Origin of the sequence: Microbacterium sp. AG238 (genome assembly GCF_003610405.1) — a bacterium.
Lineage (GTDB): Bacteria > Actinomycetota > Actinomycetes > Actinomycetales > Microbacteriaceae > Microbacterium.
On record NZ_RAQC01000002.1, the window covers coordinates 720,640 to 732,203 of the forward strand.

The window sequence follows — 11,564 nt, forward strand, 5'->3', positions numbered from 1 at the left end:
CGGTGCGAGACGTCTGACACCGCCACTGTCAGAACGCCCCGCACCGCACAGGTCCGGGGCGTTCGTGTGTTCCTCTCCATGCGCCCGTTCCGGACCGTCGTCACAAGGAAAGGAACCATGGAGAAGCTCTCGAACAGGCTCTTGTCGTGGGCGAGCATCATCGACGAGAAGACTCTCGATCAGGCTCGCACCGCGTCGGGCATGCCGTTCATCCACCCGCACCTGGCGCTCATGCCCGATGCGCACCTCGGCAAGGGGGCGACCGTCGGATCGGTCATCCCGACACTCGGCGCGATCATGCCGGCAGCCGTCGGCGTCGACATCGGGTGCGGCATGATCGCCGTCCGCACCCAGTTCACGAAGTCGCAGCTGCTCGGCCGCGACCTGGCGGCGCTGCGTGAGCAGATCGAGCGGGCGATCCCGCTGTCGGCCGGTCGCGACAACCGCAAGATCGTCGCGACAGCCGAGCCGCGCATCGCCGAGCTGGAGGAGCTCGCCGACAAGAACGAGTTCGACCCGGCTCGCTATGCCGGACATTGGCGTAACCAGCTCGGGTCGCTCGGGTCGGGCAACCACTTCATCGAGGTCTCGGTCGACGAGACCGACGCGGTCTGGATGTTCCTGCACTCCGGTTCGCGGGGAGTGGGCAACAAGATTGCGACGCACCACATCGGAGTCGCGCAGCGGCTCGCCAAGCAATGGTGGATCGACCTGCCCGACCCCGACCTGGCGTACCTCGTCGAGGGCACGGAGGAGTTCCGCCGCTACATCCGCGAGCTCCGGTGGGCGCAGCACTTCGCGCTCCTCAACCGCGAGGAGATGATGGACCGCGTCGCTCGTCAGCTGTCCGAGACGATGGGCGGCGAGGTCGAGGAGCTCGAGCGCATCAACTGCCACCACAACTTCACCGAGAGCGAGAAGCACTTCGGCAAGCAGGTGTGGGTGTCGCGCAAGGGCGCGATCCAGGCGGATGCCGGCCGGCCCGGCCTCATCCCGGGATCGATGGGCACGGCGTCGTACGTCGTCTCCGGGCTCGGGAACCCGCTGTCGCTCAACTCGTCGCCGCACGGCGCGGGTCGGGAGTACTCACGGTCGGCCGCGCGCCGGACCTTCACGCACGACCAGCTGCGTGCGGCGATGGCGGGCATCGAGTTCCGCGACACGGATGCCTTCATCGACGAGATCCCGCAGGCGTACAAGCCGATCGACCGGGTGATGGACGACGCCGCCGACCTCGTCGAGGTGCGGCACACGCTGCGTCAGCTGGTCAACGTGAAGGGCGATTGAACCGTACTGTCGGCGGTGGAGATCCGCACGTCGGAGGGTGGCGGCTCTCAGGAGCCCGCCCTCCGACGTGCTGACGCCGCGGGAGCACTCCGGCGCGGACCGTGGCCTACGCTGACGACATGGATTCCGAGACTCGAGACCGTCCCGGGTACCCCGTGCGCTCGAAGGCTCTCCTCGAGCAGTGGCTGGCCGACTACCTCGCGACGGGGCCACGGACGTCGTCGTCGTTCAAAGTCGCGGTGCAGGACGAGAGCCTCGGCAAGGACACCGGTCTGGTGATCATGGTTCCGTTCGGGACGCCGGCAGAGGTCTACATGCAACCTGCGGGACCCGACCGAGCTGAGTGGGTCATCACGCTCACCGGGCGGGACGAAGACCTGACGGTCAGCGCACAGCAGCTGGCCGGCTTCGCAGCCGAATTGCGCGTCGCGAGCGACCTGTGCGCGTACCTGCAGTTCCGGTCGATCGAGTGGGACCGGATGTCCGGCATGGGGTGAGCCCTTCGTCGCCGCCTCGATCACCGCGCGTCTTCTACGAGATGACCGCACGAACCGCTGCGACAGCCTCGGCCGGTGACCCGTGGAACTCCGGTCCGTGTCCGGGCAGCACCCACTCCGCGGCGAGATCGGCTATGCGGTCCAGCGAGGCGACTGCTTCGGCAGGATGTCGCCGTCGGAGATCTCCTCGAGGGCGGTCAGCCACTGCGGCCGCATCCCTTTTCGCATTCCGTAGGCGGCGAATTCCGCGGAGCAAACCTGCACGTCGGAGGCCGGCTCCCCGGGAAACCGCCCTCCGACATGCAGATGCCCTCCGGTCAGGCGTCGCCCTGGCCGATGTCGGCAGCCTCGGCGACAGCTGTCTCGTGCGGGCGGCCGAGGTGGCCGAGCGTCCGTCCGGCGGCGGCGAGGATCGCGATCGCGACGACGAGCGCGGCGACGCCGAGCCAGTACGGCGCGCTCGGGGTGAGTGCAGCGGCGAGTGGACCGGCGACGGCGGGAGCGATCGCGCCGCCGATGAATCGGACGCCGGAGTAGGTGCCGCTCGCGACGTTCCGGGGCAGATCGGTCGCCTCCATGACGGCCTCGGTGAGCGCCGTGTTGAGCACACCGAGGAAGAGCCCCGCGACGATGACGGTGACGATCAGCACGGTGGCGCTGTCGATGCCGATCGCGAGCACGGCTTCGGCGACGGCGAGCAGCCCGAGCATGGTGAACAGCACGGGCCGAAGGCCCAGCCGACGGGTCAGCACGGGAGCTGCGAGCACCGACGTCAGTGCGACGGCGAGTCCCCAGCCGAAGAAGACGAGCCCGAGCTCGTGGGCCCCGAATGTCATTCCGGCTTTCACCGCGGCGGATTCGATGGGGTACGGGCTGTATGCCAGCAGCACGAAGAACGCCACGTTGTAGAAGAAGGCCGTCAGCGACAGTGTCAGCAGCGCCGGGTTGCGCAACGCGCGGAACGACGCGAGGAACGACACTTTCGCGGGCGCGGCGGCACCGGCCGCGGGCGCAGGGGAGCGGAACACGACGAGGATCGCCAGCAGCGCGACGGCCATGAGCGCGGCGGTGCCGAAGAACGGGCCGCGCCACGACAGCTCTCCGAGCGCGCCGCCGAGGAGCGGTCCGACGGCGAGGCCGATGCCGAGGGATGCCTCGTAGAGAACGATCGCCTGACGGCTTCCGCCGCTCGCCGCCCCGACGATCGCGGCCAGCGCCGTCGCGATGAAGAGCGCGTTGCCGATTCCCCAGCCAGCGCGGAAGCCGATGATCTCGACCACTCCGCCCGACAACCCTGCCGCGGCGGCGAACACGACGATGAGGGCGAGACCGAGCAGCAGCGTCTTCTTGACCCCGAGCCTCGACGACACCCAGCTGGCGAACAGCATGACGATTCCGGTGATGAAGAGGTAGCTGGTGAACAGCAGCATCGTCTCGGAAGGGGTGGCGTCGAGCTCCCGGCTGATCGCCGGGAGGATCGGGTCGACCAGGCCGATGCCCATGAACGACACGGTGCAGGCGAAGGCGATCGCCCAAACGGCGACGGGCTGTCGCCAGATCGACGCCTTCGCGGTCTCGGCCGTCGCCTTCGTCTGCTCGCCGGTCGTCGACCGTTCTGTGTTCATCGCGCTCGTCACGCGCACCTTCCTCTCGTCGGGGTCTGTCGGGGTCATCGCAGTTCCGGTTCCTCGAGCAGTGCCGCGAGAAGCTCGGCGGCGCGCGCGAGGGTCGACCGGTCGGCGGCGCTCAGTCGCGCCCAGGCGGGACCCGTGACATCGAGCGCCTGCGAGCGGAACGCCTCGAACTGTCGCCGCCCTTCCGCCGTGATCGACACGAGCGAGGCCCGGCCGTCCTCGGGATCGGGCGCGCGCTGCACGAGCCCGTCCTGCTCCATGCGGCGAACGAGCGTCGTCATGGTGGGCTGGCTGACGCGCTGCCACTCGGCCAGGTCGCTCACCCGCGTGGGGCCGAGCTCGTCGAGGGCGGCCAGCGCACGCCACGTTCCCGCGGCGGCGGACGTCTCGACGCGACGGGCCACGGCGCGGTTGAACCTGCTCGACGCCGACATCAGCCGGATGGGAGAGTCAGGGAACTGCATAGCGTGACTATACAACATGCATAGGCAAGCTATGTAAATGGCACCACCTCGGCCGGACGAGACGACCGGACATGACGAAGCCCCCGGCATCCTCCTCGCGAGAGAGGATGCCGGGGGCTTCGCGTGGCGTCAGCGGCCGCCGTTGATCAGTCCGAGCCATTGACCGAACGGCTTCTCGCCGCGGATGTCGGTGTGCTGCTCGTTCTGCTCTTCGTCCGTGATCATGGTGACCTCCCCGCTTCTTCCGTGGAACTCATCATGAACATCCGATCGCACAGATGCGCGGTCCTTGACGAACCGCGTTCGGGGCGTTAGGCGCACGACACAGCTTCTCTCGGTCGCCATCACCGCACGACACAGCCCGCGCCTCCTACAATCGTGACCGTGTCGGAAACTCCTGCCCTCACGCGCGAGCCGCGCTTCAGCCCGGTCATCGCGCTCATCGCCGTCTCGGCGTCGTGGGAAGGCCGGCTCTCCGCAGCCCTGCGCGACCTCGGCCTCTCCACCCGCAAGTTCGGCCTGCTCGGACACATCGGCTCCGAGCCCGGGATCTCATTCTCCGAGCTCGCCCGCCGCTCTCACATCACGGTGCAGTCCGCGCACACCGCCGTGCGCACGCTCGTCGACGAAGGCCTGGTCGCCGACGCGACGGCGCACGCCGGCTCGGCATCCGATCTGCGCATCACGGCGAAGGGCATCGCCGTCATGGAGCAGGCCCACCAGCGGCTGCTCGAGCTCGACGCCACGCTGAGCGACAACATGCCGGGCCTGGCCTCGTCGATGGACGGCATCCGCGCAGGAATCGTCTAAGTCCGCTGGATAGGGTTCGAGGGTGTTCCGAACCCCGCTGACCGCATTCCGCTCGCTCGCGATCGCCGAGGCCTTCTCGTGGACGCTGCTGATCCTGGGTCTCGTCCTGCGTTCGGCCTTCGACCTCCCGATCGCCGTGACGATCGGCGGTGGCATCCACGGATTCGTGTTCCTCTGCTACGGCGCGACCGCGGTCCTGGTCGCCTGGAACAACCGCTGGTCCATCGTGCCGACGGTCTGCGCCGTCGCCGCGGCGGTGGTTCCCTATGCGACGGTTCCGACGGAGATCGTGCTGCGCCGCCGCGGGCTCCTCGACGGCGAATGGCGCACAGAGGCGACCGATGACCCGCGCGACCAGCGCGTGCTGGACCGGTTCTTGCGGTGGTTCGTGCGGCGCCCGGCGGTGCTCGCCGTCATCCTCGCCGTCGGCATCATCGCCGCGTACATCGTGCTGCTGGTGATCGGACCTCCCGGACGGGCGTAGCGTGATCGGATGCCGCGCATCGTTGCCCGCTTCGCCCTCGCCGCCCTGTTGATCGTTGCCGGGTCCGCTCATCTGACCGTGCTCCGGCGGGGATACCGCATCGCGGTGCCCGACTGGGCGACGCGGCTGCTGCGAACCGATAAGGACATGATCGTCGTCGCCAGCGGCGCGGTGGAGATCATGCTCGGCGCGGGGCTCGTCGCTCTGCCGCGCGAGCGACGACGGGTCGCCGCCGCGATCGCCGCCTTCTTCGTCGCCGTGCTCCCGGGCAACATCCACCAGTGGCGTATCGGAGCGTCGGCTCCCGGCCTCGACACCGATGCCCGCCGCTTCGGTCGCCTGTTCCTCCAGCCCGTGCTCGTCGCGTGGGCTCTGTGGGTGGGCGGCCCCGGAGCAGACGCGCCCGGGTCGCCGCGCTGAGACCGCAACAGACCGACACGGAATTTCTCGTGGAGGGCGCGCGTTTGGTTGCCTGTCATGGTGAGCACATCCGCATCCGCAGCAGCATCCGTCTCGTCGGCCGAGTCCGACTACCGAGCCTGGGCGGCTTTCCGTCGTGAGTCCGTCGCGGCTCCGCAGGGATCGCTCGCTCTCGTGCTCACGCACTGGTCGGCTCCGGGCGAGCCCGCCGTCGACGACGAGGCCGCCCGCGCGGGCCATCCGGTCGATGCGCTGCTCACGCGCCTCCAGCGCACCGACATCGAGACCGGCCTTCCGCAGGAGGGCTACCGCATCTGGCGTCAGGACTCGCCCGCCAACGAGGCGTTCGAAGACATCGAGCGCTGGGACTACGACCCGGCCTGGGTCATCGAGGGCCGCTTCGAGCTGGTCGACGAAGACCGCGTCGTGCCGTTCGAGCACATCAAGGACGGTGGCGCGACGCGCGGCCTCCCGGTCTCGGGCGACCTCGTCTTCGAGGTCGGCGGCGCCGAGTACCGACTCGCCGCGTTCGACACCAACTATGGCGGCCCGAAGCTGCACCTCGTCTTCGGTGACCAGACCAACGGCGCTGAGTCCTATGGAGCCGGCCGGTTCCTCTTCCTCGACCACCCCGGCGCGACGGGCGACCTCGCTCCCGGGGACAGCATTCCGGTGACGGTCGACTTCAACCGGGCTGTCGTGCCGCCGTGCGGGTTCTCGAACCAGATGAACTGCCCCCTCCCGCCGCTTCAGAACCGCCTGCCCTTCCCGGTTCGCGCCGGCGAGAAGAAGGTCCGGTTCGCCGGCGACTTCTCCCTCTGAGTTCCCCCTGCACCATCCCGATACGGCGGAGCGCCCGCACCTCGCTCCGCCGCCCCTCCACACAGCAAAGGAACACCCGTGACTTCACGCGGCTTTTCCCGGATCGTCGCCGCCACCGCGGCAGCGACGGCCGGTCTTCTCGTCCTGGCCGGATGCTCCGGATCAGCTGACCCCGCCGGTTCCGCCGGCGCCGCCGACCCGAGCGCTGAGATCGTCGTCGGATCGCAGAACGAGCCGACCAACCTCGACCAGATCTTCGGTGGATCGTCGGGGGTGACCGAGGTCTTCACGGGCAACGTCTACGAGGGTCTGTTCCGCATCACCGACGACGCGCAGGTCGAGCCGCTGCTGGCGGCCGAGACCACGGTGTCGCCCGACGGCCTCGTCTACACCTTCACCCTCGAGGACGCCACGTTCCACTCGGGCAAGGAACTGACCGCCGATGACGTGAAGTACAGCCTCGAGCGCTTCGTGGGCGACGAGTCGATCGCGGCGCGCAAGCGCCAGCTGAGCGTGATCGACACCGTCACCGCGGTCGACGACAAGACCGTCGAAGTGACCCTCTCGCAGCCGTCGATCAGCTTCACCTACAACCTCGGGTACGTCTGGATCGTCAACGAGGATGCCGGTGACCTCACGGCCACCGCCGACGGCACCGGACCCTACGAACTCGGCGATTACCGCAAGGGCGACTCGATCACCCTCGACGTCAACGACGCCTACTGGGGCGACGCGCCGGCCAACGGCGGCGTAGTGTACCAGTACTACGCCGATCCGACGGCGCTGAACAACGCGCTGACGACCGGGGCGGTCGACCTGGTGACGAGCCAGTCGAACCCCGACAGCATCGCGGAGTTCGAGGCTGCCGGCTTCCAGATCATCGAGGGCACCTCGACGACGAAGGAGCTGCTGGCGTTCAACGACCGCATCGCTCCGTTCGATGACGCGCGCGTGCGCAAGGCGATCTACTCGGCGATCGACCGCGAGAAGCTGCTCGACGCGATCTGGGACGGCCGCGGCGAACTCATCGGCTCGATGGTCCCGCCCTCCGAGCCCTGGTACATCGACCTCGCCGACAACAACCCGTACGACCCGGCGCTGTCGGAGAAGCTCCTCGCCGAGGCCGGCCAGTCCGACGGCTTCACCTTCACGGTCGACACCCCCGACTCGGGCGTCCACTCGACGGTCGCGGAGTTCCTGAAGTCGGAGCTGGCGAAGGTCGGCATCACGCTGAACATCAACATCATCACCGATGACGAGTGGTACCAGAAGGTCTACACCGAGAAGAACTTCGAGGCGACGCTGCAGGGCCACGTCAATGACCGTGACATCAACTTCTACGGGAACCCCGACTTCTACTGGGGCTACGACAACGCCGACGTGCAGACCTGGCTCGCCGATTCTGAGGCCGCGGCCTCGGTCGATGAGCAGACCGAGCTGATCAAGAAGGCGAACCAGCAGATCTCGGACGACGCCGCGAGCGTCTGGCTCTACCTCAACCCGCAGCTGCGCATCGCGGCCGAGGGAGTGGCGGGTGTGCCCAAGAATGGACTGAACTCGCTGTTCTACGTCTCCGACATCACGAAGGCCTGATCTCCATCACCCGGTATCTGATCCGACGGACAGGATTGCTGCTGCTGGCGTTCGCGCTGGCGGTGGTGATCCTGTTCGTCGTGCTGCGTGTGCTGGGAAACCCGGTGTTCGCCCTGATCTCGGTCGGGGCGACGGATGCCGAGATCGCGGCCGCTGCGGCGCGACTCGGCGTCGACCGGCCGATTCCGGAGCAGTTCCTGGCATATCTCGGTCAGCTCGCGAGCTTCGACCTGGGGCGGTCGTTCACCAACAACCTGCCAGTGGGCGACGAGATCCTGCGTCGGCTGAACGTCACCCTGCCCCTGACGCTCATCGCCTTCACGCTGTCGGTGGTCATCGCGGTTCCCGTCGGCTTCATCGCGGCCTGGAAGGCGCGCACCTGGTACGGAACCGCCTTCTCGGCCGTGTCGCAATTGGGCGGAGCAGTCCCGGTCTTCTGGGTCGGCATCCTGCTCGTCGCGGTCTTCGCGCTGAACTGGCGGCTGTTGCCGGCCGGTGGCTTCCCGCGCCGCGACTGGGAAGACCCCGGTGCCGCGCTCGTATCGCTGACACTCCCGGTGCTGACCATCGCGCTCGTGGCGGGCAGCGACCTGGCACGCTACGTCCGAAGCGCGACGCTCGACGTGCTCGGCCAGCAGTACCTGCGCGCGGCGCGCGCGACGGGACAGAGTTTCGCCACCGCGATCTGGCGCCACGGCGTGCGCAACGGGGTCGTTCCGCTGATCTCGATCCTGGCGATCCAGTTGTCGACGACGTTCGTCGGCGCCGTCATCATCGAGCGGGTCTTCGCCCTCCCCGGTCTCGGCGACATGCTGCTCGTCGGCATCAAGGAGCAGGACTTCCCGAGCGTGCAGGGGGTGCTGCTGTTCTCGACCGCCCTGGTGCTGCTGCTCGGGTTCGCGGCCGACATCGCGCAGCGCCTCATCGACCCGCGGCTGCGCGACACGATCTCGGGCAATCGCAGAGCGAGGGCTGCGGCGTGACGGCGACGACCCTTCCCGATACGGGTACCGTCGCGGTTCCCGAGCGCAGACGCCCTCGACGCCGGCGCTCGGTGAACCTGGCCGTCGGCGGCATCCTGTTCGGTGCCATCGCCGTGATCGGCCTGATCTCGTTGTTCTGGACCCCGTTCACCTTCGACGACACCAGCGGCGGCCGGCTGCAGCCGCCGTCCGCCGAGCACTGGGCCGGAACCGACCGGCTGGGGCGCGATCTTTTCACGCAGCTCATGATCGGGGCGCGGCTCGCCCTGACCGTCGGCTTCGGGTCGGTGCTGATCGCGGCGATCATCGGCATCGCTTTGGGGCTCACCGCGGCCGTCGCCCGCCGATGGGTGGACGACGCCCTGACGAGCCTGCTCGACATCGCGATCGCGTTCCCGACCCTGTTGCTGGCGATGCTGATCGTCGCCTGGCGCGGCGCGTCGGTCGAGTCGGCGATCCTCGCGATCGGCCTGGCGGGCTCCGCGGTGATCGCACGGCTCACCCGCATCGCGGCGACGCGCGTTCTCGCGATGGACTACGTCACGGCGGCGCGGACATCGGGAACGGGAAGGGCCGGAATCGTGTTCCGGCACGTGCTGCGCAACGTCTGGCCCACCCTCATCGTGCCGCTCGCCCTGCAGTTCGGCGGAGCGGTCGGCGCCGAGGCGTCGTTGTCGTACCTCGGGCTCGGCTCGCCGCCGCCCAACGCCTCGTGGGGTCGGATGCTCGAGGAGGCCCAGAGCACGGTGCTCGTCTCGCCCACGGCGGCGATCCTTCCGGGGGTTCTGCTGGTCGCCTTCATCATCGGCGCGAACCTGCTGGCCGACGGCCTCCGCGACATCGCCGACCCGACGACGAGGAGCATCGGATGACCGCCGCGCTGACCGCATCGGGCCTCGGCATCCGGATCGGCGATGATCGCACGCTCGTGCACGGCGTCGACGTGGCGCTCGAGCCCGGTGAGCGCCTCGGCATCATCGGCGAGTCCGGCTCGGGCAAGTCGCTGACCGCGCTCGCGATGCTCGGCTTGCTCGCCTATCCGCTCACCTCGTTCGGTTCGGCGACGATCGCGAGCGCCGACGGCACCGTCGAGGTCGTCGGAACCCCGTCGCGCCGGCTCGACCGCGTCCGCGGTCGCACCATCTCTGCCGTCTTCCAAGAGCCGCTCGCCTCGCTCGATCCGCTCATGCGGGTGGGCAAGCAGCTGGCGTGGCCTCTGGCGAAGCACCGCGGCCTGTCGGGCGACGAGCTCCGGCGCGGAGTGCTCGACGCCCTCGCGGATGTACAGCTGCCCGATCCGGAGCGCATCGCGCGGTCGTTCATCCACGAGATCTCGGGTGGTCAGCGGCAGCGGGTCGCGATCGCGCTGGCGCTGGCGGCGGGACCGAACATCCTCATCGCGGACGAGCCGACGACTGCGCTCGACGTGACGGTCCAGGCCGGCATCCTCGACCTGCTCCAGCGCGAGGTCACCGAGCGGGGGATGACCCTGATCTTCATCAGTCACGACCTGCCGGTCGTCTCACGGATCGCCGATCGCGTGCTCGTGATGCGCCACGGGCGTCAGGTCGAGCTCGGTGAGACTGCGCAGTTGCTGCGGTCGCCCCAGCACGAGTACACCGCGCAGCTGGTCGCCGCCTCGCGCGCGCTCGACGATTTCCTGCCGGCGAAGGAGGACCGATGACCGCCGAGGGCAACGCGACGCTCGCGCTCGAGAACGTCGACTTCGCCTATGGGCGTCGAGACGCGGTGCTCCATGACGTTTCGCTGTCACTCGCTCCCGGCCAGACGGTCGGTCTCGTGGGGGAGTCGGGCGCGGGCAAGACCTCCGTGCTGCGGGTGCTGTTGGGTCTGGCCTCGCCGACGGCGGGGCGCGCGCTGTTCGAGGGAGCTCCGATCCGGCCGGGCGACCGGGCCCAGATGCGCTCGCTGCGCCGGGCGGTGCAGCCGGTGTACCAGGACCCGTTCTCGTCTCTCGATCCTCGGATGACGGTGGGGCAGTCGATCGCCGAGCCGCTGCGCTCGTTGGACATCACGCGAGATCGGCGTCGGATCGACGCGCGGGTCGCCGAGCTGCTCGCGGCCGTGGACCTCGACGACGACGCCGCCGGCCGCTACCCCGACGCGTTCTCCGGTGGACAGCGCCAGCGGATCGCGATCGCCCGCGCGCTCGCGCCGCGACCACGGTTGCTCCTCGCCGATGAGCCGGTGAGTGCTCTCGACACGTCGGTGCGCATGCACGTCATCGAACTGTTCAAGCGCCTCGCGGCAGAGCAGGGCATCGGCATGCTGCTGGTCTCGCACGACCTCACGATCGTGTCGGCGCTGTGCGAGCGGATGACGGTTCTCCGGGCCGGTCGCGTCGTCGAAGAGGGCCCGACATCGCGACTGCTCACCGCACCGGCCGACCGCTACACCGCGCAGCTGGTCGACGCCGTGCCGCGTCTACCCCAGGAATGACGCGGATCCGCGGCCGCGACACGCCCGGGATGTCGCGCCGCTTTGCCACGATGCCGGGAGCCGCGTAACTTATTACTTGTTCGCCCCACAGGGAAGAGCGAGAGGGCCGG

The 11,564-nt window shown here is 68.9% G+C and carries 13 protein-coding genes; 11 read left to right on the forward strand and 2 right to left on the reverse strand.

Going from position 1 to position 11,564, the window contains the following annotated elements:
* Window positions 1-117 precede the first annotated feature (117 nt).
* Together DEU36_RS15145 and DEU36_RS15150 are read left to right on the forward strand one after the other, a co-directional pair.
* Window positions 118-1,287: an RtcB family protein gene (locus DEU36_RS15145; protein WP_120265133.1), complete on the forward strand. Its 1,170-nt coding sequence runs from the start codon at window positions 118-120 to the stop codon at window positions 1,285-1,287.
* A 119-nt stretch (window positions 1,288-1,406) separates the two neighbouring features.
* A complete protein-coding gene (locus DEU36_RS15150; protein WP_120265134.1) occupies window positions 1,407-1,784 on the forward strand; it encodes a hypothetical protein in 378 nt (125 codons plus the stop codon).
* Window positions 1,785-2,101: 317 nt separating this feature from the next.
* Here the strand turns inward: DEU36_RS15150 and DEU36_RS15155 are convergent, their stop codons facing one another.
* Together DEU36_RS15155 and DEU36_RS15160 are read right to left on the reverse strand one after the other, a co-directional pair.
* Window positions 2,102-3,409 carry an MFS transporter gene (locus DEU36_RS15155; RefSeq protein ID WP_120265195.1) on the reverse strand — a complete coding sequence of 436 codons (1,308 nt, stop codon included), beginning with the start codon at window positions 3,407-3,409 and terminating at the stop codon, window positions 2,102-2,104.
* Window positions 3,410-3,453: 44 nt separating this feature from the next.
* Window positions 3,454-3,882 carry a MarR family winged helix-turn-helix transcriptional regulator gene (locus tag DEU36_RS15160; protein WP_183045428.1) on the reverse strand — a complete coding sequence of 143 codons (429 nt, stop codon included), beginning with the start codon at window positions 3,880-3,882 and terminating at the stop codon, window positions 3,454-3,456.
* A 384-nt stretch (window positions 3,883-4,266) separates the two neighbouring features.
* Here DEU36_RS15160 and DEU36_RS15165 point away from each other — a divergent pair, with 384 nt between their 5' ends.
* From DEU36_RS15165 to DEU36_RS15205, 9 genes are all read left to right on the forward strand, one after another.
* Window positions 4,267-4,692: a MarR family winged helix-turn-helix transcriptional regulator gene (locus DEU36_RS15165; RefSeq protein WP_112617533.1), complete on the forward strand. Its 426-nt coding sequence runs from the start codon at window positions 4,267-4,269 to the stop codon at window positions 4,690-4,692.
* A 22-nt stretch (window positions 4,693-4,714) separates the two neighbouring features.
* Complete coding sequence (locus tag DEU36_RS15170) at window positions 4,715-5,176, forward strand: DUF3817 domain-containing protein (RefSeq protein WP_120265136.1); 462 nt, start codon at window positions 4,715-4,717, stop codon at window positions 5,174-5,176.
* 9 nt (window positions 5,177-5,185) lie between these two features.
* A complete protein-coding gene (locus DEU36_RS15175) occupies window positions 5,186-5,596 on the forward strand; it encodes a hypothetical protein (protein WP_120265137.1) in 411 nt (136 codons plus the stop codon).
* A 57-nt stretch (window positions 5,597-5,653) separates the two neighbouring features.
* Window positions 5,654-6,418 (forward strand): DUF1684 domain-containing protein, encoded by a 765-nt coding sequence (locus tag DEU36_RS15180; RefSeq protein ID WP_120265138.1) that lies wholly within the window; start codon window positions 5,654-5,656, stop codon window positions 6,416-6,418.
* A gap of 78 nt (window positions 6,419-6,496) precedes the next feature.
* Window positions 6,497-8,011 (forward strand): ABC transporter substrate-binding protein, encoded by a 1,515-nt coding sequence (locus DEU36_RS15185; protein ID WP_183045429.1) that lies wholly within the window; start codon window positions 6,497-6,499, stop codon window positions 8,009-8,011.
* A gap of 20 nt (window positions 8,012-8,031) precedes the next feature.
* Window positions 8,032-8,994 (forward strand): ABC transporter permease, encoded by a 963-nt coding sequence (locus tag DEU36_RS15190; RefSeq protein WP_310790745.1) that lies wholly within the window; start codon window positions 8,032-8,034, stop codon window positions 8,992-8,994.
* Window positions 8,991-9,866, forward strand: coding sequence for an ABC transporter permease (locus DEU36_RS15195; protein WP_120265140.1), 876 nt, complete (start codon window positions 8,991-8,993; stop codon window positions 9,864-9,866). The genes DEU36_RS15190 and DEU36_RS15195 overlap by 4 nt, the downstream gene beginning before the upstream one ends.
* Entirely contained in the window at window positions 9,863-10,678 is an 816-nt protein-coding gene (locus DEU36_RS15200) for an ABC transporter ATP-binding protein (protein ID WP_120265141.1), read from the forward strand. Before DEU36_RS15195 ends, DEU36_RS15200 begins: the two co-directional genes overlap by 4 nt.
* On the forward strand, window positions 10,675-11,454 hold the full coding sequence (locus tag DEU36_RS15205) for an ABC transporter ATP-binding protein (protein ID WP_120265142.1): 780 nt from the start codon (window positions 10,675-10,677) through the stop codon (window positions 11,452-11,454). Before DEU36_RS15200 ends, DEU36_RS15205 begins: the two co-directional genes overlap by 4 nt.
* The last annotated feature ends 110 nt before the right edge of the window (window positions 11,455-11,564 follow it).

Bases quoted from the DNA above. Each gene is read 5' to 3' on its own strand.
- DEU36_RS15145 (WP_120265133.1), top strand. From the start codon at position 118: ATGGAGAAGCTCTCGAACAGGCTCTTGTCGTGGGCGAGCATCATCGAC.
- DEU36_RS15150 (WP_120265134.1), top strand. From the start codon at position 1,407: ATGGATTCCGAGACTCGAGACCGTCCCGGGTACCCCGTGCGCTCGAAG.
- DEU36_RS15155 (WP_120265195.1), bottom strand. From the start codon at position 3,409: ATGAACACAGAACGGTCGACGACCGGCGAGCAGACGAAGGCGACGGCC.
- DEU36_RS15160 (WP_183045428.1), bottom strand. From the start codon at position 3,882: ATGCAGTTCCCTGACTCTCCCATCCGGCTGATGTCGGCGTCGAGCAGG.
- DEU36_RS15175 (WP_120265137.1), top strand. From the start codon at position 5,186: ATGCCGCGCATCGTTGCCCGCTTCGCCCTCGCCGCCCTGTTGATCGTT.
- DEU36_RS15180 (WP_120265138.1), top strand. From the start codon at position 5,654: ATGGTGAGCACATCCGCATCCGCAGCAGCATCCGTCTCGTCGGCCGAG.
- DEU36_RS15200 (WP_120265141.1), top strand. From the start codon at position 9,863: ATGACCGCCGCGCTGACCGCATCGGGCCTCGGCATCCGGATCGGCGAT.
- DEU36_RS15205 (WP_120265142.1), top strand. From the start codon at position 10,675: ATGACCGCCGAGGGCAACGCGACGCTCGCGCTCGAGAACGTCGACTTC.